Genomic DNA, 20,286 nt, shown 5'->3' on the forward strand with positions numbered 1-20,286 from the left:
ACCAGTATCTACCGCGGCAGCAACAGGCTGTAAACGCGGGGACAACGCAAGGCACCAACATCCCCGCGTCAAACCTGGCAAGCGCTTCGGCGCAGCCCGTTCCCGGCTTTACCCCCAATGTTCAGCCGCCGCAAGCAACTCCGATTACCGGTCTACCGGCAGCGGCAACCATAGTGTCTGGAGCTGGCGATTCGATTGCCCAGCAGGATACGCTAAAGGGCGTGCTGCTTCAAGTGTTGGCCAGTCAGGATACGCCTCCTGCTCTTAAGGAGGCAGCTCAGCAATTCGTGCAGCATCTTACGGGACAGCAGCTACTGCTGAATACGGATCGAACAGCTCCATTCGCGCAGGTCACGATGTTCATACCACTCCACGGGGCAGATGGTGAGCAGACGGCTTCGGTACATATTCAGTCGCGCAGGGGGCAGAAGGGTGAGCTGGATGCCGCCAATTGTCGGCTGTTGTTTGATCTCGATATGAAATTTCTAGGGCCAACCTTGATTGATGTCCAGGTAGTGGATCGGATCGTAAGTCTGCAATTTCGTAACGATCATGAGGTTGCTGCCGAACTGTTCGAAGGGCGGAAGCAGGAGCTGACGGCCGCCGTCGAGTCCATCGGTTATCAGCTGTTGAGCGTTAGAACCGAGCCTTTGCCTGTCGCTTCCAAAGCTTCAATCGAGCCGGATGTTCAGGGCACGGCAGCCGAATTCACTCCCCAATCCTACAAAGGGGTGGATCTTAGAATATGACTGCAGGGCAAACACCCGATCAAGCGATGAAAAAAGTCGTTGCTTTGAAATATACCCCTGGCGAGAGCGAGGCTCCGATTGTCGTAGCCAAGGGAAAGGGAAAGCTCGCCGAGTCGATCCTCAGCAAAGCGATGGAACATGGCGTCCCGGTACAGGAGGATGCTGCGCTTGTAGAGATCTTATCCAAGCTGGACCTGGATCAGCAAATACCGGCTGAATTATACCAACTGGTAGCCGAGGTGTTAACTTACGTGTACAGGCAGATGGACAGGCGAAGGAAGGGAGCATGAATCGTGAATGAATGTCCCTAATGGCAGGAAGGACAATCGAAAACTGAAAGGTGCGCTCGCGGAAACGGCTGCTGTCGCGAAGCTGATTGATGAAGGATATCGTGTACTGGAACGGAACTGGCGCTGCCGCACAGGTGAATTGGATATTATCGCCGATCAGGCGGGGATACTCGTATTCATAGAAGTTCGCAGCCGGACCGGCACAGCCAGTTTCGGCACACCATCCGAATCGGTGGATGCCCGCAAGATACTGCAAGTTCGCCAGACCGCGGAACAGTATATGTATCGCAAGCGCTGCAAGTATACTCAGATTCGCTTTGATGTCATCGCTGTCATGTTGAACGGAGATATGACGGTTTTTTCGATAGAACATATCCAGGATGCGTTCTAGCTGAACATCGCGAGGATACGAGTAATATCAAGAGGAGTGAGGATAATGCATATCCTCACTCCTTCTTTTATTATGAATGGCATCCAAGATGGCTTAACCAGACGTTTCTTCCATAGTTACATATTGCCGATCTAACTGGCGATACTGTATAGCTTCGGCAACATGCTGGCTTTGAATGGACTCAGCACCATCGATATCCGCAATCGTTCGTGCCAGTTTGAGAATTCGGTCATACGCCCGCATACTTAAGCCGAGTGTGTCGAGCGTTGCTTGCAGCATCTCAGCGGAAGCTTTGTCCAATACCGCAAATCTTCTTAAATAATTGCCGAACAATTCACTGTTTGAGCTAATGGGCAGCCGATGATATCGCGCTAATTGAATCGCTTGAGCCGCATAGACCTGATCCCGCATATGCGCAGACGTAATGGGTTTCGTGTCACTCGGCCACTCTTTGGGACGAGGGACTTCGACCTGGAGATCGATTCGGTCCAGCAAAGGGCCGGAAATCTTCGCACGATACTGACTGATTCGGCCAACACTGCAACTGCAATGATGCTGAGGATGGTCGCTGCCATAATAACCGCACGGACAGGGGTTCATCGAGCATGCTAACATAAAATGTGCAGGAAACGTGAATACCGCGCGTGCGCGGCTAATCGTTACCTCGCGATCCTCCAGCGGCTGCCGAAGCACTTCGAGTACATTTCTGGAGAACTCCGGTAGCTCGTCAAGAAACAGAATACCTTTGTGTGCCAGGCTGACTTCGCCAGGCTTGGGGATACTGCCTCCACCAACTAGCCCGCCAGTTGAAATGGTATGATGGGGTGCGCGAAAAGGACGGCCCTTCATGAGTCCGTCGGATTGTTTAAACTTGCCGGCGGCACTGAATATTTTCGTGGTGGTTAGCGCTTCTTGTTCAGACAAAGGAGGAAGAATGCTCGGAAGACGTTTCATGAGCATCGTCTTACCTGTTCCGGGTGGACCGATGAGCATAATATTGTGCATACCCGCAGCAGCAATGGTCAGCGCCCGTTTAATATGCTGCTGGCCGATTACGTCCCGATAATCTTCAAGTGGCTCTGCGTAATTACTGTCGAACGCCTGCTCGTTCAAGCGAGCTGGCCGTTCATATAATAGTTTGGCAAGCGAGGCGGTTACAGGTGTAGATGAGGAGGCTTCCTGCTTCGCTTCGCTGGAGCCAAGTTGAATTAACTCCTGCAGATGCCTTAGAGCGTATACGTTAATTCCCCCGATTAATGCTGCTTCTGCAGCATTCTCCCACGGAAGAAGCACCCCGGTGAATCCATCCCGCTTGGCACGTTCCACCATGGGCAGAATACCGGTTACGGGCCGCAATGTACCGTCTAATGCGAGTTCCCCAATCGTTAGAATTTGCTCGGTTTCCTTGAATTGCAATTGCTCACTTGTCATTAAGATACCAAGCGCGGCGGCTAGATCAAAGGATGACCCTTCCTTGCGGAGATCTGCTGGTGCGAGATTGATGGTGATTCGTTTCAGCGGATAAGTGAATCCGCAATTTTTAATCGCTGCACGTACTCGTTCTACAGATTCGCGGATGGAGGAATCCGGCAGACCGATGATGGCCGTTTGCGGGAGTCCATTAGCCAAATCGATCTCGACCTGGATAACAACCCCGTCAATGCCGTGCAGACATGCGCTATGCAATTTACCATACATAAATAAAAGCACCTCTTCTCAAATATCGCTGGCGAAGAACTGTCTTCGTCCATGAATCGAAAAGGGTGCTTCCTCTATTTCGGTTAATGTATATAGCCCGTATTGTAAAAGCTGAGCGAAATTATGTCAATCGTCAGGTCATTCGTTATCAAGATTATATAGAAGGACTCCTTGATAAGCCCAGATATATCAACGGTTTAAGCTATTCAGTATACCAAGTCTCAGATGATTGCCATTTCTTCTGATTATGAGGATCAGGCAGTAACGGGAAGGAATGTGAATAGGCAACGCAAGGAGTTCAAGGGTAGAATCAGACTCGTAAATGATCCTCAGCTTTAATGCGGCAGAGGATCTTGTACAACATAAAGAATATAAGGAGAGGGTTACATGAAGATTTGGAATCGCAAGCTGGGGGTCATGGCGTTAGCAGCAGTGATGACTGGCGCACTATTGAGTGGATGCTCCAAGGAAGGAGGCGTTAAAGAGGCAAATCCTGAAAGCGCTAACGACAAGAAAGAAATCACGCTTCAGATGATGACATTCTCCCATACGAATTGGCCATATAAGGAGAGCTGGCCAATCTATCAATACTTGAAAGAAGAAACCGGGATTTCCTTTAAAGTTCAGCCTGTTATGAGCGATTATACCACCACCATGAATTTGGCGATATCCTCTGGGGAAATACCGGATTTGATGATGGTGAACAGCCTGAGCGCAGCTAATACGCACGGTGGAAGCGGAGCTTTTGTTGATTTCTTTGAACATTTGGATACCATGCCGAACTATAAGAAATTTCTTGAGGAACACCCAGAGGTGAAAGCTGCCATTCTGTCTCCTGAAGGCAAGAACTTCTTCATGCCATTGTACGGTCCAGAACAGCAATCCAGACGGGCTTGGTTGTACCGTGATGATGTATTCAAGGAGCATAATTTGACTCCACCGACTACATACGAAGAACTGTATACGGTTGCTAAGGAGTTGAAGTCTTTATATCCGGATAGCTTTCCGATTGCTGTCTTTAACGGCTTAAGCCCGCTAATCAATATGGCGCCGGCATTCAATACGGATAGCGGTTACTTCTATGACTACGAGACCGGAGAGTGGCGTTACGGACCGACGGAAGACAATTACAAAGTCATGGTTGAATACATGAATAAGTTCTACCAGGAGGGGCTTGTTGCACCCGATTTCATGGCCCATAAACGTAAGCAGTTCAATGATTTGCTATTACAGAACAAATCGTTTATCGCAAGCGACTACATCGGTATTATGGATGAGCTTCCGTTAATGCTCGGAGATCAAGCGGGTGAGTTTAGTCTTGATTACATGGTACCTCCAATCGGAACACCTGACGGTAAGTCTCAGAATGTGTTTGCCGGTTTGTCGGGGGACGGGTTTGCTGTCTATTCGAATTCGAAAGAGAAGGAAGCGCTACTGGAGTACCTAGATTTCTTGTTCTCACCAGAAGGAATTGAGCTGGCCACGTGGGGCAAGGAAGGCGAAACGTACACGCTAGAGAATGGTGTGCGTAAGTTTAACGAGGATTACAAGGAATATGGTGACCTGAGAACCAAGACCGGAATTGCAACAGTCGGCGCTCATATGGTGCTGGATATGACGGCTTTTGATTCCATGTATTCACCAAAAATGCAGGCAGCCATGAAGATAGCTCCTGACCATGAAACCAGAGCGCAGCCAAGACTTGCTTACACGAATGAAGAGAATGAAGTGATCAGCATGGTTGGCGCTACGGTGAAGAAGTTTCATGAAGAGCAAATATCCAAATTCATTCTCGGACAGAAGAAGATGGACGAATGGGATGCTTACGTGAATGAAATCAATAAATTAGGCGTTCAGCAAGTGCTTGACGTTCATAAAAATGCATACGAGCGGACTCAGAAGTTCTTGAATGAAGGTCATTGATTGGCGCTAAAGGAGGATGTGATTTGCAAGCACCCAGACAACCGAATTTTCTCCGTAGAGTAAGACGGGATAAATACTTATTGCTGCTGGTTCTGCCCTGTGTTTTATATTATGTCATTTTCAAATATGTGCCGATTTTCGGGGTTTCCATCGCTTTCTTGGATTACAACTTGTTTAAGGGCATCACCGAGAGTGACTGGGTTGCTTTAAATATTTCAAGATGTTTTTTAATACGCCGGATTTCTGGCCTGTGCTGCGGAATACGTTCCTGTTGGGACTTTATAAGCTTGTATTTGGATTCCCCGCACCGATTATTCTGGCTCTGCTCATCAATGAGGTGAGAAAATCATTCATGAAGCGGTTCGTGCAGACAGTCAGTTATCTCCCGCACTTTATTTCCAACGTCGTTGTCGCGGGAATTGCGGTTATGTTCCTGTCTCCGACAAGCGGCATGATCAACCAATTGATCAGTGCCGTCGGTCTTGATAGGATCAATTTTTTGGTTGAAGCATCCTGGTTTAGAACCATTTACATTACGACGGATGTGTGGCAGCACATCGGATGGGGCACGATTATTTATCTTGCCGCATTAACTGCCATCGATCCGCAATTGTATGAGGCGGCACGAATGGATGGAGCAAACCGGTGGAGACAGACGATGAACATTACACTTCCTGGTATTGCCCCGGCGATTGTTATTATTCTTATACTGGATATCGGTAAAATATTGGAGATCGGCTTTGAGAAAGTATATTTGCTGGCTACGCCGGCTACCTACGAAACGGCAGATATTATTTCAACCTATGTCTACCGGGTGGGTCTAACCCAAGGTAATTACAGTTATGCCACAGCCATAGACTTGTTTACCGGCATTATCAGCTTCATATTTATCATTGCAGCGAATTCATTCAGCCGTCGGGTCAGTGGAAGCAGCATATGGTAGGGGAGGATCTGCAGTGAAACAAAAATTTAATTGGTTTGACGTACTGAACGCGGTCATATTATGCGGGGTCGTCGTTGCGTGTCTGTACCCATTTGTATATATGTTGGCCGTATCGTTAAGTGATTCGGCATCCATTGCTAAAGGTCAAGTATGGCTTTGGCCGAAGGGATTTAATATCGATATGTATCAGTACGTGTTCGAAGATGGCCGCGTAATGAAAGGTTACAAGAACACATTGATTTATGTCATATTGGGTACGGCAATATCTCTAATTGTAACGGCGCTTGGCGCGTATGCTTTGTCCAAGACGAAAATGGTCATGTGTAAACCGATTTTGCTGATGATCGTATTCACGATGTTCTTTGGCGGCGGCATGATTCCGACCTTTCTGGTCGTAAAAGAGCTTGGGTTGGTTAATACCGTGTGGGGCATGGTGCTTCCAGGTGCGGTAGGTACGTGGAATCTCCTGATTATGCGAACCTTCTTCATAGGGATGCCGCAAGAGCTTGAGGAATCAGGGAAAATAGACGGCTTGTCTGAGATTGGGATTTTCTTTCGGATCATATTGCCTCTTTCGAAGCCGGTATTAGCAACGATCGGATTGTATTATGCCGTGGGTATGTGGAATAACTTCATGGGTCCACTGCTGTACCTTCGGGATGCAGACCTGCAGCCACTACAAGTTATTTTAAGGAATATTGTATTATCCGGGCAGCTTATCGGTAGTGAAGGTCCGATTATCGGTGATACGGTCGTTGTAGAGGATGGGCTTAAATTCGCCACGATCATGGTATCGACTTTGCCGATCCTGATGGTGTATCCGTTCATACAGAAGTATTTTGTTAAAGGAGCCTTAATCGGCTCCGTTAAGGGTTAAGCGGCCGGCCGCACACCTGTTATTTCCGGATTCGATGAGTCTTCCGGTAATCACCAGGTGTCTGGCCGGTTATTTTTTTGAACATGCGGATGAAAGAGGTCACATTACGGTACCCGATGCGACTTCCTACTTCGGCGACAGGAATATTATTCGACTCCAGGAGCTTTTTCGCTTTGGTGATCCGGATCGCATTAAGCTGATCGCTGAAATTGCTTCCCGTCTTCTCTTTGATATAACCGGACAGGTAAGTAGGCGACATATTCAGCTTATGGGCCAATTGTTCGAGCGATATTTCCTCTGCATAATGAGATTCCAAATAGTGAATAACGTATTGAATGATATCGTAGTGCTCCTCACGTTTTATGCGGATCGCATGGGCAGCATAGGATAACTCGCTATGAAGAGCTTCCCGGTATTGCTCCGTAGTGATGCAGTAAGCGAACATATCCAACGAATCGGTACGAGAATCCGTATCGATCTTTAGCAACTCCATCGTTCTTCTCATCCGGTTGGACACAGACCAAGCAAATTGATGTAGTTGTTCCGCTGTCGCATGCTGCCGCTGCAAACGTTCGATAGCCCGGTCGACGAGATGTAGACAGCTTGCTTCATTCCCCGCCTGCAGATTAACATAGAACTCATGCTCTTGTTCGGCAGTGAAACCTACGGCTTCGATTGTCGGCTCTTTCTCCCATATAATTTGCGTCTCCTCGATCGGCATCGCTTGTTGAAAGAGCGCCATCGCTTCTGCGTATGCCTGGTCGAAGCTCGAAGTTTGTTGAAATACGGAGGAGACGGTAATCGTAACCAGGTACGAAGTGCGATCATGGTCGAATATCTGTGCTAATCTGTTCAGGCACCGTTGTACTTCTGCCGACTTATCACCTGTATATACAATCGATAATATCTGGTTGCTCTCCATCTGCAGCGTGTGCGATAGCGGGAACGTATCTTGGACCTGGAGTTCAATGATCTCTTTAATCTTGCCAGTGGTTCTATTCAACCGATCCTTAGACACTTGTGATGAGGTTTGTCTGTACCGGAGTCCATATACTATCACCATGAAATCACCGTCGCTTACCCATAGATCGTTGGAGGCCCTCGCGTCAATCTCGATATTTTTGAAGCGGGCCATGTAATTGTAACTCGTCAACAGCGGTTTGGTATGATCCATCCACTCATTGATGGCGATGCGTTCACGTTGTAAACCGTTTAGGTGGCTGGCGATTTTGTTGAATTCCGAAATGGTGCTAGAGAAAACTTCACTGTCCGATTGATCAAGCCCTGTAATGATACGCTTCAGAGGAAGATTAATTTGACGGGTGAAGAACCACGATGCGAGAATCCCGATCAACAGGGTAGAGGCAAACAGCAGGATGGCGATCCAATTCATGCGGCTGATGCTCTGATTCATTTCACTATGCGGAATAACGGACACGTAGGTTAGACCAGAACGGGATCCTTGCTCGAAAAAATAATACGAACCTTCGCTCATCATCCATTCGGATTGACCATCCCAGGCAGGTAATGACTTCTCTGTTGCACTCGGTGCAGACTCGAACAAGACGGTTCCGGACGTATCCAGCAACAGAAACCTGGAACCCGTCATTCCTTGATAAGACTCATACCAATTTTGCATATTTACGAACGCAATGATCTCCCACGCATTATTCGGAACATTCGTCGTGAGGGGAAGCAACAGCATCTCCTTCTTATCCGGTCCGATGGCGAAGGGCCGACTCGGCAAAATCTGAAGAAACCCGGTTGCGTCATGTCCGCGTTTCCAGAACTCAAGGGGATAGGATTCGCTTGTATAATAATGCGCGAACATCCGATCGTCATTGACGATACCGTCACGCTCCAGCAGAAACGAATGATTGCGGTAATAAACCATAACATTATTCAAATGGTAGAAGGGCTGTGAGACCAAGGTTCGAATTTGGTTCGTGACCATGTCCACTTGGAGGTAATCGATCATCATCTTCCCGCCAGTATCTGCTTGACGACTAATATTACCGACATATTCATCATGCTGTAGATTGAGGAGAAGGCTCTTCCAAGTCGAATATTGCTTCTCGAAGTTATCCACCGTATTGCGAATGAGTGTCAGATTGTATTTCACAATCTCGTTGTTTACATGTCGGGTATAGAAGGTCATTGACCAGATATTATAGGAGGACAACAGCACGATCACAATTAGAAAATAAAGGAGCATTTTGACGAACAAGGAATTACGAGGAAAAGCTAACTGCAATAGTTTCATTACATGAATCTCCTTATGTATACGCTTACTAGGGTCCCCAACCATTCTACTGGATAGAAGGACAAGGATAAAGCGTTTTATTTTCGGATGGACAATTATGATAGAATAAAAAATAGCAGGAAGTATAAGTAAATGGAGGTTAGGATGAATGGAAATACTGTGGGAGAATATTATTATTTCTTTACTCGCATTCATTGTTATTCCCGTTATTTTCCTGGGATTCGTTGCTTTAATCGTCGTCGGATTAATCCAATACGTGCGGAAAAACAAATCATGAAAACACATTCATTCCCAATTATTCTCTAGGCGGAATCATACCCATATCAAAACGAGTGGAGATTAAGTGAACTTTTTAAGGTAAGCGTTTTAAAAACATGTTACAATTACTTGGGTTTATATATAAAGGTTGATAGGGGAATAGCTTGAATAAGCAATCTCATATTAACCCGCCTTGTTCCAGTCATGTTGATAGGAGGATTCGAGAATGAATATCCATGAATATCAAGGAAAACAAGTACTGAAGCAATATGGAGTAGCTGTTCCGAACGGCAAGGTAGCATTTACGGTGGAGGAAGCTGTGGAAGCTGCACAGTCCCTGGGAAGCCCCGTAACCGTTGTCAAAGCACAGATCCACGCAGGTGGCCGCGGTAAAGCAGGCGGTGTCAAAGTGGCGAAGAACCTCGACGAGGTTCGTGCTTATGCCGAGGAAATTCTGGGCAAGGTCCTGGTCACTCACCAGACAGGTCCGGAAGGCAAAGAAGTCAAGCGTCTCCTTATTGAAGAGGGCTGCGATATTCGCAAAGAGTATTACATTGGTTTAGTAGTAGACCGTGCGACCGGCCGCGTCGTTCTGATGGCGTCGGAAGAGGGCGGTACTGAAATCGAAGAGGTTGCAGAAGCGACTCCTGAGAAAATCTTCAAGGAAGTTGTGGATCCAGCCATCGGCCTTCAGACGTTTCAAGCTCGTAAATTGGCGTATTCCATTAACATCCCGAACGAATTGGTGGGTAAAGCCGTTCAGTTTATGCAGGCTTTGTACAAAGCATTCGTGGAGAAGGATTGCTCTATCGCTGAGATCAATCCGCTGGTCGTAACGGGCGATGGCAACGTCATGGCTCTTGACGCGAAGCTGAATTTTGATTCCAATGCATTGTTCCGTCACAAGGACATTCTGGAACTGCGCGATTTGGATGAAGAAGATGAGAAAGAGATCGAAGCATCCAAATATGACTTGAGTTACATAGCTCTTGATGGCAACATCGGCTGTATGGTTAACGGAGCCGGTCTTGCGATGGCTACGATGGATATCATCAAGTACTATGGTGGAGACCCGGCTAACTTCCTTGACGTAGGGGGCGGTGCAACCACAGAGAAGGTTACCGAAGCCTTCAAGATCATTTTGTCTGATCCGCAAGTGAAGGGGATCTTCGTCAATATCTTTGGTGGTATTATGCGTTGCGACGTTATTGCCACAGGTGTTGTTGAAGCCGCTAAGCAACTGGGCTTGACACGTCCGCTTGTTGTACGTTTGGAAGGAACGAATGTGGATCTCGGCAAGCAGATTTTGGCTGAATCCGGTCTTAACATCGTACCTGCTGATTCCATGGCCGACGGAGCACAGAAGATCGTCTCCCTCGTTCAGTAATATTTCATTCCTGAAGGGGCATGGCACGATGGACTCTTTAGTCCTGCCGTGCGGTTGCTTTCATTTTCAAATAACAATAGGGGATGTGAATCAATCGTGAGTATTTTGATCGATAAAAATACAAAAGTTATCACGCAAGGGATTACAGGCAAAACAGCCCTGTTCCATGCGAAGGGTGCCTTGGATTACGGCACCCAGATGGTCGGCGGAACTTCGCCGGGCAAAGGCGGTACCGAGGTTGAAATTAAGCTTGAGAACGGCGAAACCGTGAGCCTGCCAGTCTTCAACACGGTTGAAGAAGCAAAGGCTAAGACCGGTGCAACCGCAAGCGTTATTTATGTTCCGCCAGCGTTCGCTGCGGATTCCATTCTGGAAGCCATCGATGCAGAGATGGAACTCGTCATCTGTATTACCGAAGGTATTCCTGTGCTGGATATGGTGAAGGTATCTCGTTACCTTGAAGGCAAGAAGACTCGTCTGATTGGACCTAACTGTCCTGGTGTCATTACACCGGGCGAGTGCAAGATCGGTATTATGCCGGGCTACATCCACACGCCAGGACATGTTGGCGTTGTATCCCGTAGCGGTACCCTCACGTATGAAGCGGTTCATCAGTTGACTGCTCGGGGAATCGGCCAGTCTTCTGCAGTAGGTATTGGTGGAGACCCTGTCAAAGGAACCGAGTTTATTGACGTTTTAAGATTGTTCAATGAAGATCCGAATACCAAAGCGGTGATCATGATCGGTGAAATCGGTGGTACGGCTGAGGAAGAAGCGGCTGAATGGATTAAAGAGAACATGACCAAGCCGGTTGTGGGCTTCATCGGTGGGGCCACTGCGCCTCCAGGAAAACGCATGGGTCATGCTGGTGCGATTATCTCTGGTGGTAAAGGCACAGCTAAGGAAAAAATGGCTGTACTTGAAGCTTGCGGCATCAAAGTAGCTCCAACTCCGTCCGAAATGGGCTCCACTCTCGTTAGTGTGCTCGAGGAGAAGGGTCTGCTCGCGTCTTGCACAACTCACTAGAGTCATGTAAGCATTAATTATAAAGTAAGGTAAGCAACCTTTTGTTTCCCGATAGTGGAGACGAAAGGTTGCTTTTTTATTATACATTTCAATTAGGAGGTGCGTATTAAATGAAGATAGACCATTTACTTCTGGTTGCATTGCATGAATGTGAGGGGATCGGTTGGAAGACAATTAATCGGATAATAGAAGGCGGGCATTTGCATGAGGGGTTACTGACTTATGGCGCAACCGATTGGAGGCAATGCGGTCTATCTGTCGAGCGAGCTAATAAGATGGCGATTGATTACCCAGCTGCTGTTGAACGGTGTCGAAACTATCAGTCGGATGAGCATGATATCGCAATCAATCAAGCTACTGGGATTATGGGAAAGTTGACAAATGGTGCAAAAGTAAGTATTATTACAGCCCTTGACGATCACTATCCGCAATCTCTGAAGTCTACCCCGCAGCCACCATGGGTGTTATACGGTCTTGGCCGAGTGGAATGTTTGTTCGTGCCTGCGATTGCTATGGTTGGTACTCGTCTACCAACAGCCTATGGAAGAAAGATGGCCGAGAATTTATCGTCTGAAATGGCCGAGGCCGGATTCTCCATCGTAAGCGGCATGGCCAGGGGCATTGACAGCATCGTTCACAAGACGGCTATAAAGAGTAGGGGGACTACGATAGCAGTGCTTGGAGCAGGAATCGATGTGATTTATCCTCCAGAGAATCGTTCTTTATATGAAGAGATTGCTAACACAGGTTGATCCTGTCCGAGTATCCGCCAGGTACGAAGGCACACCCTGGCTTCTTTCCGCAACGGAACCGAATAATAGCGGGTCTTACGCTCGGTACGGTGGTTGTTGAAGCTGATGCTCGCAGTGGATCGCTCATTACGGCTGATTTGGCGCTGGAGGCAGGAAGAGATGTTTTTTCTGTTCCAGGGCCAGTGACATCACCGAAGAGCAGAGGAACGCTGGATCTAATCAAACAAGGTGCCAAAATGGTAACCTGCAGCCAGGATATTATGGAAGAATATGATTATCTGTTGCCAAATAGGGCAGAAAATACATACAATAAGATGCGGCAGGGTGATCAGCATTCATCGGAAATGTACGAAAGGTTGACAAATGATGAACTGCAAATATACCATATGCTCGAACAGGGACAAGGGTCACTGGATGAAATAATGGAACGTACAGGATGGGATTTTGGACATTTACATTCAGTTCTGTTATCTTTAATCTTAAAAAAACAGATCACCCAATTACCCGGTGCTATATATAAGATCATATAATGGGAAAGTTTTGAATGTTGGAGAGGAGGATGAACCTGTGGCGGATTCACTCGTCATCGTAGAATCGCCTGCTAAGGCGAAAACGATTGGCAAATATCTCGGCAGCAAATATATCGTGAAAGCATCTATGGGTCATATTCGCGATTTGCCGAAGAGCCAGATCGGGGTTGAGGTTGAGAATGACTTCAATCCGAAATACATTACGATCCGCGGAAAAGGTTCTGTCTTAAAGGAACTTAAGGATGCTAGCAAAAAGGTGAAAAAAGTGTACCTCGCAGCTGACCCCGATCGTGAAGGGGAAGCGATAGCGTGGCATCTTGCGCACGCCTTGGAACTGGACGATACCCAAAGTTTGCGGGTTGTGTTTAACGAAATAACCAAATCGGCGGTGAAGGATGCCTTCAAGACGCCGCGAAAGATCAATATGGATCTGGTCAACGCACAGCAGGCCAGACGTATTCTGGACCGGCTGGTTGGTTACAAGATCAGCCCCCTATTATGGAAGAAAGTCAAAAAAGGACTTTCGGCGGGGCGCGTTCAGTCGGTGGCGGTCAAGATTATTCTGGATCGTGAGAATGAGATTAGTGCATTTGTACCGGAAGAGTATTGGACGATTATTGCGAAGCTGGCGATCAACGGAACCGCGTTTGAGGCCAAATTCACGCAACTGAACGGTGCGAAAAAGGAATTAACCAATGAACAGGAAGTGAATGAAGTACTCGAATTTATTCGAGATGCTGCATTTAACGTAAGTGAAGTTAAAGAGAGGGAGCGCCTGCGCAACCCTTCGGCACCATTTACAACGAGTTCATTACAGCAAGAGGCTGCTCGTAAGCTAGGTTTCCGCGCTGCCAAGACCATGTCCGTCGCCCAGCAGCTATACGAAGGTGTAGAGCTTGGGAAAGAAGGCACGGTCGGTCTGATTACGTATATGCGTACGGATTCGACGCGAATATCTGGAACGGCGCAGGATGAGGCCAAGGAATACATTACGGAGAAATATGGTGTATCGTTCGTACCTGATAGTCCGAGACAATATTCGAAGAAATCAGCAAACGCCCAGGATGCCCACGAAGCGATTCGTCCGACCTCGATACTGAGAGATCCTGATTCCATGAAACCGTTCGTGAGCAGGGATCAGTTGCGTTTGTACAAACTGATTTGGGAGCGTTTCGTGGCAAGTCAGATGTCATCAGCAGTGCTGGATACGCTTTCTGTAGATATCGAAGCAGGTAAGGCTGTTTTTAGAGCAACCGGTTCGAAGGTTCGTTTTCCTGGCTTCATGAAGGTGTATGTGGAAGGGAATGACGACGGGACCACAGAAGAAGATAAGTATCTGCCAGAGCTTCATCAGGGAGATAAACTGGATAAGCAGGATATTGAACCGAAGCAGCACTTCACACAGCCGCCACCTCGTTATACGGAAGCGCGACTGGTCAGAACGCTTGAGGAACTTGGCATAGGGCGTCCGAGTACGTATGCTCCGACACTGGAGACGATTCAGAAGCGGGGTTACGTAGCGATCGAGGAGAAGAAGTTCATGCCGACTGAACTCGGTGAGTTGGTCATTGAGCAGATGGAGCAATTCTTCCCGGAAATTCTGAATGTGGAATTTACAGCTAACATGGAAGAGGACCTTGACCACGTCGAGGAAGGTTCTGAGGATTGGGTTAAGGTTCTGGCCGAATTCTATGAATCCTTCGAGAAGCGACTTGAGGTTGCTGAAGAAGAAATGAAAGAAATCGAGATTGAAGATGAAGTGTCTGATGAAATCTGTGAGAAGTGTGGCAAGCCGTTGGTTTATAAGCTTGGGCGCTTCGGTAAATTCCTGGCATGTTCCGGATTCCCGGATTGCCGGAATACCAAGCCGATTATTAAGGACATTGGCGTTGCTTGCCCGAAATGTAAGGAAGGCCATGTGGTGGAACGCCGCAGCAAGAAGGGACGTATATTCTTCGGATGCGATCGTTATCCTGAATGCGACTTCGTGTCATGGGATAAACCATCCTTGAAGCCTTGTCCGAATTGCAGCAGTTTGATGGTAGAGAAGAAGAGCAAGCAAGGAATTAAGCTTCAATGTACGTCATGCGATCATTCTGAAATGGTTGAGGAACCGGACGAAGCAGCAGATTTGTAAGGCATACTGGGGGTAATGTAATTGACAGATCAACAGAGGGTTACCGTCATCGGAGCAGGGCTTGCGGGCAGCGAGGCTGCATGGCAGATTGCCAGCCGTGGCGTACCCGTTACACTATATGAGATGCGGCCGGTTGTGAAGACTCCGGCTCATCATACGGACAAGTTCGCTGAGCTGGTATGTAGCAATTCCTTACGTGCCAACGGACTAACCAATGCAGTAGGTGTTCTCAAGGAAGAGATGCGCATGCTGAACTCACTTGTGATTGGCTCGGCCGATCGCAATTCCGTGCCGGCGGGTGGAGCACTGGCCGTAGACCGCGACGGATTCTCCGGCGAAATTACGGAAACTCTTCATCAGCATCCTCTGATTGAGGTCGTAAATGAAGAGATTCAGCATATACCTGAAGAAGGTATTGTTGTCATCGCAACTGGACCACTCACATCACCGGCGTTGTCGGCGCAAATCCGTGAGTTGATGGGCGAAGATTATTTCTATTTTTACGACGCAGCGGCTCCGATTGTGGAGAAGGATTCCATCGATATGAGCAAGGTCTACCTTGCGTCAAGATATGACAAAGGTGAGGCTGCTTATCTGAATTGTCCGATGACGGAGGAAGAGTTTGATGCTTTCTATGATGCCCTTATCCATGCTGAGGTAGCTCAGTTAAAGGAATTCGAGAAGGAAATCTACTTCGAAGGTTGCATGCCGATCGAGGTGATGATGAAACGAGGCAAGCAAACCGCATTATTCGGACCTATGAAGCCTGTCGGCTTAGTAAATCCGCATACGGGTGAGTTGCCGCATGCCGTCGTGCAGCTGCGTCAAGACAATGCAGCGGGTACGTTGTACAATCTGGTCGGCTTTCAAACACACCTGAAATGGGGAGAGCAAAAACGCATTCTGTCCATGATTCCAGGGCTTGAGAACGCGAGATTGTGCGTTACGGAGTTATGCACCGCAATACGTTTGTAAATTCACCGAAGTTGCTTGAACAGACATACCAAGTCAAGACCCGTCCTAATCTGTACTTAGCTGGTCAGATGACCGGGGTTGAAGGCTATGTAGAATCAGCAGCCTCTGGATTGATTGCTGGTATCAACGCGGCAAGAGCGGCGCAGGGACAAGAGGGATTCATCTTTCCACAGGAATCCGCTATAGGAAGTATGGCTTATTATATCACCCATGCCAATCCGGATAATTTCCAGCCGATGAATGCGAACTTCGGTCTCTTGCCAAGTCTTGAGAAGCGGATTCGCAATAAGCAAGAGAAGAATGAGATGCTGGCCAATCGAGCGTTGGATGGTGTTCGTGAGTTTATTAACTGCAATGAATTGAATATATTGTAACCTAAGGGAGGTCCGCCATCATGGAAATGACTTTTCACGCCACAACGATATGTGCTGTAAGGCATAACGGGACAGCTGCAATTGCCGGCGACGGCCAAGTAACGTTCGGTGAAAGTGTTGTGATGAAGCAGACCGCCAAGAAAGTGCGCCGTTTATACCGGGGACAAGTTGTCGCCGGTTTTGCCGGTTCTGTGGCGGATGCGATTACGTTATTCGAGAAGTTTGAAGGTAAGCTGGAGGAGCATCACGGAAATTTGCAGCGGGCTGCTGTGGAACTTGCGAAAGATTGGCGGCAAGATCGGGTACTGCGCAAACTGGAAGCATTGATGATCGTGATGGATAAATCCGGGATGTTGCTTATTTCAGGCGGTGGCGAAATCATAGAGCCGGATGATGATGTACTGGCGATCGGTTCCGGAGGGAATTTTGCGCTATCCGCCGGCCGTGCGATGAAACGTCATGCTGGTCACATGGAAGCGAAGGACATCGCCAGAGAGGCACTGCAAATCGCCTCTGAGCTGTGCGTGTACACGAACAATAACATTGTTGTAGAAGAGCTGTGAAGTGTCTTAGAGAGACGTATAGCCATATCAGGATGGAGGTATTGCGATGAGTAAAGAATCGATGACGCCTAGACAAATCGTATCCGAATTGGATAAATATATTGTGGGCCAGAAGGAAGCTAAGAAATCAGTTGCCGTTGCACTGCGAAATCGCTATCGCCGCAGCCTGCTCTCGGATGATGAACGCGATGAGATTGTGCCGAAGAACATTCTGATGATCGGCCCTACGGGTGTCGGCAAAACAGAGATTGCTCGCAGACTTGCCAAACTGGTAAATGCTCCGTTCGTCAAAGTCGAGGCAACCAAGTTTACCGAAGTCGGCTATGTGGGTCGTGACGTGGAATCCATGGTACGTGATCTTGTGGAGACGGCAATTCGCATGGTTAAGCTGGAACGAACGGAAAGCGTGAAGGATAAGGCTGAGGACATGGCTAACGAACGAATTGTGCAACTGCTCGCTCCTTCAACCAAGGGGCAGAAGAGCCAGCGCAATCCGTTTGAGATGCTCTTCGGTGGCAACCAAGGTACAGAACAGCAGCAAGAAGAGGATTCCAGCGAGGAGAAAGATGTGAGTCTTAAGGAAAAACGCAGACAGGTGCGATTCAATTTGCTGTCTGGCAAGCTTGAGGATGAGACGATCGAAATCGATGTCGAGGACGCCGCTCCCAATATGTTCGACATGTTTGCTGGTCAAGGAAATGATCAGATGGGCATGAATATGCAGGAGATGTTCGGAAATCTCATGCCTAAGCGTACGAAGCGACGCAAGCTGTCCGTAAAGGAAGCAAGAAAAGTTCTGACTCAGGAAGAGGCGAGCAAGCTGATCGATATGGATGATGTCATCCAGGAGTCGATTCGTCGGGCAGAGCAGTCCGGAATAATCTTTATCGATGAGATTGACAAGGTTGCGAGTCAAGGTCGTCAATCCGGACCAGACGTATCCAGAGAAGGGGTACAGCGTGATATATTGCCAATCGTTGAAGGTTCCACGATTATGACGAAGTATGGTCCCGTTAAGACCGATTTTGTTCTGTTTATCGCTGCAGGAGCCTTCCATATTGCCAAGCCTTCGGATTTGATTCCGGAGCTGCAGGGGCGTTTTCCCATTCGTGTCGAACTCAGCAATCTGTCGCTGGATGACTTCGTGTCCATTCTGACGGAGCCGAAGAACGCTCTGACCAAGCAGTATGTCAATCTGCTGCGCACGGAGGAATTAGAAGTAGAGTTCTCACCTGAGGCTATTCGTGAGATTGCGCAGATTGCTGCGTCGGTGAATACGAACACCGAGAATATCGGTGCTCGCCGTCTTCACACAATTCTGGAGAAGCTGCTTGAGGATCTTTCGTTCGAGGCACCCGAGTTAACATTGGACCGAATGGTGATTACTCCGCAATATGTAAGGGAGAAACTGGAAGGCATTGCCCAAGACCGGGACCTCAGCCAGTATATCCTATAATATAGGTCCATGTGCTGGTGGGTTGCGTAACGATGAATTTGACAATTTAATGTCGAATAACTTTCGCATCTTGGAAGGTGTCGAGAAGGGGATCGGGACAGATTTCATGTTTTATGGCATTTTGGGATTTTAAAACCGGGACCCCTTCGTCGAACGATGACTGAAAATTAACAAATTTAGTGAGATGTTTTTCAATAATATAGAAAAAAACCGAATAAAAATGGATACAAAGCCCTTCTTTTTGGTAAAAGATAGGGCTTTTTTTCTTATTGTAAAAAGTCCCAATCTTTAAGAAACTTAGTTTATGTGACATCATATTGTCTTTTTCTACTTAAGACCTAGGTTAGTGCGTACGGATTATATTCTTTGTCGAAAAAAGAGGATTTAGCTAGGAAGAGTGGAATACCTTCTTGCAAGTCCAGTCAGGAGGAATGTGCTAGTGAACCTGTTGAACAATGGTTCGTTTCAACGGCTTCAAAGCGGTTTGAACGCGTCAAATCTAAGAAACACGGTGATTGCTAACAATATCGCGAATGCGGATACGCCTCATTTTAAGCGATCCGAAGTCTCTTTCGAGAATCTTCTGAAAAAAGAAATGGATGGTGCCCAGCTATCTCTTCGCGGCAGAAGGACTGACCCGAGACATTTTGTGATTGGATCCACGGGTGGCATTCCTGAGGCTTCTGTCTTACGCGATGGAACCAGCTCCATGAATAACAACGAGAATAATGTCGATGCAGACAGAGAAATGTCACTGCTTGCCGACAACCAGCTTCGCTATAATTCATACATACAGGCAGTAAATGAACAAATACGCATGATGCGTACCGCACTCGAGGGGAGATAGGGATCATGAACATTAGCAACAGCTTCGCCATTAACGCATCAGCTCTTACGGCACAAAGGCTTCGGATGGACGTGATTTCTTCGAATATCGCCAATGCGGAAACGACGCGTGCAAGTATCGAGAACGGACAAGCGGTGCCATACCGAAGAAAGACGGTTGTGTTTCAACCGCAACAGGAATCTTTCGAAGGAATGCTTCGCGCCCAGATGAATGGCACGACAAATGAAGCACAAGGTGTGAAGGTTGGAGCGATACGCGAAGATCGATCACCGTTGAAGCAGGTGTACAACCCTACCCACCCGGATGCCAACGCTGAAGGATACGTCTTTATGCCTAACGTGGATATTACGAAGGAAATGGTGGACATGCTTGCGGCGACTCGCTCTTATGAAGCGAACGTGACCGCTATCAATGCATCGAAAGCCATGATCATGAAGGCACTTGAGATTGGCAGATAAGATAGTATACATACGATTATTTAGTGGGAGGGCATGTTAGATGATTAACAATACCATATTCAGCGTCCCTGGCGCTCAGGGAGTTCAAGGGGTGCAACCGATTCAATTGCAGCAGCAAGTGAACACCGAAACGACACCTTCTGATTCGATTCGGGAGTTCAGTTCTTATCTGAACGAAGCCTTGAATAGTGTAGCGACACAGGAACAGAACGCACATGTGATGAGCGATAAACTGATGATTGGACAAGTTAACGTAGATCAGGCGATGATATCCGCCCAACAGGCTCTGTTGAGCATTCAGCTCACAACGCAGGTCCGAAACAAAGTGGTAGAAGCCTATCAAGAGATCATGCGCACGCAAATCTAAGTTTCTAGCAAAGTTTCGGATG

General features: G+C 47.6%; 16 protein-coding genes and 4 pseudogenes. 18 read left to right on the forward strand and 2 right to left on the reverse strand.

Annotation, left to right across the window (positions count from 1 at the left end; genetic code table 11):
- The 3 genes and pseudogenes from JCM10914_RS29170 to JCM10914_RS03370 all read left to right on the forward strand — a co-directional run.
- Positions 1–749 (forward strand): annotated as a pseudogene (locus JCM10914_RS29170) (hypothetical protein); the annotation flags it as partial.
- Positions 746–1,039, forward strand: coding sequence for an EscU/YscU/HrcU family type III secretion system export apparatus switch protein (locus JCM10914_RS03365; RefSeq protein WP_023957433.1), 294 nt, complete (start codon positions 746–748; stop codon positions 1,037–1,039). The pseudogene JCM10914_RS29170 and the gene JCM10914_RS03365, both read left to right, overlap by 4 nt.
- Before the next feature lie 7 nt (positions 1,040–1,046).
- On the forward strand, positions 1,047–1,430 hold the full coding sequence (locus JCM10914_RS03370) for a YraN family protein (RefSeq protein ID WP_023957435.1): 384 nt from the start codon (positions 1,047–1,049) through the stop codon (positions 1,428–1,430).
- Positions 1,431–1,523: 93 nt separating this feature from the next.
- Here the strand turns inward: JCM10914_RS03370 and JCM10914_RS03375 are convergent, their stop codons facing one another.
- Positions 1,524–3,128, reverse strand: a complete 1,605-nt coding sequence (locus tag JCM10914_RS03375; RefSeq protein ID WP_023957436.1) for a YifB family Mg chelatase-like AAA ATPase — start codon at positions 3,126–3,128, stop codon at positions 1,524–1,526.
- 387 nt (positions 3,129–3,515) lie between these two features.
- On the opposite strand from JCM10914_RS03375, the gene JCM10914_RS03380 reads away from it, so the two are divergent.
- The 3 genes and pseudogenes from JCM10914_RS03380 (at position 3,516) to JCM10914_RS03390 (ending at position 6,871) form a co-directional block, all read left to right on the forward strand.
- Positions 3,516–5,051 (forward strand): extracellular solute-binding protein, encoded by a 1,536-nt coding sequence (locus JCM10914_RS03380; protein WP_023957438.1) that lies wholly within the window; start codon positions 3,516–3,518, stop codon positions 5,049–5,051.
- 23 nt (positions 5,052–5,074) lie between these two features.
- A pseudogene (locus tag JCM10914_RS03385) lies at positions 5,075–5,994 on the forward strand (ABC transporter permease).
- A gap of 13 nt (positions 5,995–6,007) precedes the next feature.
- Positions 6,008–6,871 (forward strand): carbohydrate ABC transporter permease, encoded by an 864-nt coding sequence (locus tag JCM10914_RS03390; RefSeq protein WP_023957442.1) that lies wholly within the window; start codon positions 6,008–6,010, stop codon positions 6,869–6,871.
- Positions 6,872–6,890: 19 nt separating this feature from the next.
- Here JCM10914_RS03390 and JCM10914_RS03395 read toward each other — a convergent pair whose 3' ends face one another.
- Positions 6,891–9,134 (reverse strand): AraC family transcriptional regulator, encoded by a 2,244-nt coding sequence (locus tag JCM10914_RS03395; protein WP_023957444.1) that lies wholly within the window; start codon positions 9,132–9,134, stop codon positions 6,891–6,893.
- A 148-nt stretch (positions 9,135–9,282) separates the two neighbouring features.
- On the opposite strand from JCM10914_RS03395, the gene JCM10914_RS31230 reads away from it, so the two are divergent.
- The 12 genes and pseudogenes from JCM10914_RS31230 (at position 9,283) to fliE (ending at position 20,264) form a co-directional block, all read left to right on the forward strand.
- Positions 9,283–9,411 (forward strand): hypothetical protein, encoded by a 129-nt coding sequence (locus tag JCM10914_RS31230; protein ID WP_269433829.1) that lies wholly within the window; start codon positions 9,283–9,285, stop codon positions 9,409–9,411.
- 207 nt (positions 9,412–9,618) lie between these two features.
- Positions 9,619–10,779, forward strand: a complete 1,161-nt coding sequence (gene sucC, locus JCM10914_RS03400; protein ID WP_023957446.1) for an ADP-forming succinate--CoA ligase subunit beta — start codon at positions 9,619–9,621, stop codon at positions 10,777–10,779.
- Between the two features lie 96 nt (positions 10,780–10,875).
- A complete protein-coding gene (gene sucD / locus JCM10914_RS03405) occupies positions 10,876–11,805 on the forward strand; it encodes a succinate--CoA ligase subunit alpha (protein ID WP_023957448.1) in 930 nt (309 codons plus the stop codon).
- Between the two features lie 365 nt (positions 11,806–12,170).
- Positions 12,171–12,742 (forward strand): annotated as a pseudogene (gene dprA, locus JCM10914_RS31635) (DNA-processing protein DprA); the annotation flags it as partial.
- A 201-nt stretch (positions 12,743–12,943) separates the two neighbouring features.
- A complete protein-coding gene (locus JCM10914_RS31640) occupies positions 12,944–13,087 on the forward strand; it encodes a hypothetical protein (protein WP_370570218.1) in 144 nt (47 codons plus the stop codon).
- Between the two features lie 37 nt (positions 13,088–13,124).
- Positions 13,125–15,224 (forward strand): type I DNA topoisomerase, encoded by a 2,100-nt coding sequence (gene topA / locus JCM10914_RS03415; RefSeq protein WP_023957456.1) that lies wholly within the window; start codon positions 13,125–13,127, stop codon positions 15,222–15,224.
- Between the two features lie 21 nt (positions 15,225–15,245).
- Positions 15,246–16,573: pseudogene (trmFO, locus tag JCM10914_RS03420) on the forward strand (FADH(2)-oxidizing methylenetetrahydrofolate--tRNA-(uracil(54)-C(5))-methyltransferase TrmFO).
- A gap of 20 nt (positions 16,574–16,593) precedes the next feature.
- Complete coding sequence (gene hslV / locus JCM10914_RS03425; RefSeq protein WP_023957462.1) at positions 16,594–17,136, forward strand: ATP-dependent protease subunit HslV; 543 nt, start codon at positions 16,594–16,596, stop codon at positions 17,134–17,136.
- Positions 17,137–17,182: 46 nt separating this feature from the next.
- Positions 17,183–18,592 carry an ATP-dependent protease ATPase subunit HslU gene (gene hslU / locus JCM10914_RS03430; RefSeq protein ID WP_023957464.1) on the forward strand — a complete coding sequence of 470 codons (1,410 nt, stop codon included), beginning with the start codon at positions 17,183–17,185 and terminating at the stop codon, positions 18,590–18,592.
- A 439-nt stretch (positions 18,593–19,031) separates the two neighbouring features.
- Positions 19,032–19,439, forward strand: coding sequence for a flagellar basal body rod protein FlgB (gene flgB / locus JCM10914_RS03440; protein WP_023957466.1), 408 nt, complete (start codon positions 19,032–19,034; stop codon positions 19,437–19,439).
- 5 nt (positions 19,440–19,444) lie between these two features.
- Positions 19,445–19,897: a flagellar basal body rod protein FlgC gene (gene flgC / locus JCM10914_RS03445; RefSeq protein WP_023957468.1), complete on the forward strand. Its 453-nt coding sequence runs from the start codon at positions 19,445–19,447 to the stop codon at positions 19,895–19,897.
- A gap of 40 nt (positions 19,898–19,937) precedes the next feature.
- Entirely contained in the window at positions 19,938–20,264 is a 327-nt protein-coding gene (gene fliE / locus JCM10914_RS03450; RefSeq protein WP_023957470.1) for a flagellar hook-basal body complex protein FliE, read from the forward strand.
- The last annotated feature ends 22 nt before the right edge of the window (positions 20,265–20,286 follow it).

The sequence above is a fragment of the Paenibacillus sp. JCM 10914 genome (assembly GCF_001315105.1).
Taxonomy (GTDB): domain Bacteria; phylum Bacillota; class Bacilli; order Paenibacillales; family Paenibacillaceae; genus Paenibacillus_AQ.

Coding starts and splice junctions, on each gene's coding strand:
- JCM10914_RS03370 (WP_023957435.1), top strand. CDS start 1,047: ATGAATGTCCCTAATGGCAGGAAGGACAATCGAAAACTGAAAGGTGCG.
- JCM10914_RS03365 (WP_023957433.1), top strand. CDS start 746: ATGACTGCAGGGCAAACACCCGATCAAGCGATGAAAAAAGTCGTTGCT.
- fliE (WP_023957470.1), top strand. CDS start 19,938: ATGATTAACAATACCATATTCAGCGTCCCTGGCGCTCAGGGAGTTCAA.
- hslU (WP_023957464.1), top strand. CDS start 17,183: ATGAGTAAAGAATCGATGACGCCTAGACAAATCGTATCCGAATTGGAT.
- JCM10914_RS31230 (WP_269433829.1), top strand. CDS start 9,283: ATGGAAATACTGTGGGAGAATATTATTATTTCTTTACTCGCATTCATT.
- JCM10914_RS03380 (WP_023957438.1), top strand. CDS start 3,516: ATGAAGATTTGGAATCGCAAGCTGGGGGTCATGGCGTTAGCAGCAGTG.
- JCM10914_RS03395 (WP_023957444.1), bottom strand. CDS start 9,134: ATGAAACTATTGCAGTTAGCTTTTCCTCGTAATTCCTTGTTCGTCAAA.
- flgC (WP_023957468.1), top strand. CDS start 19,445: ATGAACATTAGCAACAGCTTCGCCATTAACGCATCAGCTCTTACGGCA.
- sucC (WP_023957446.1), top strand. CDS start 9,619: ATGAATATCCATGAATATCAAGGAAAACAAGTACTGAAGCAATATGGA.
- hslV (WP_023957462.1), top strand. CDS start 16,594: ATGGAAATGACTTTTCACGCCACAACGATATGTGCTGTAAGGCATAAC.
- JCM10914_RS31640 (WP_370570218.1), top strand. CDS start 12,944: ATGCTCGAACAGGGACAAGGGTCACTGGATGAAATAATGGAACGTACA.
- JCM10914_RS03375 (WP_023957436.1), bottom strand. CDS start 3,128: ATGTATGGTAAATTGCATAGCGCATGTCTGCACGGCATTGACGGGGTT.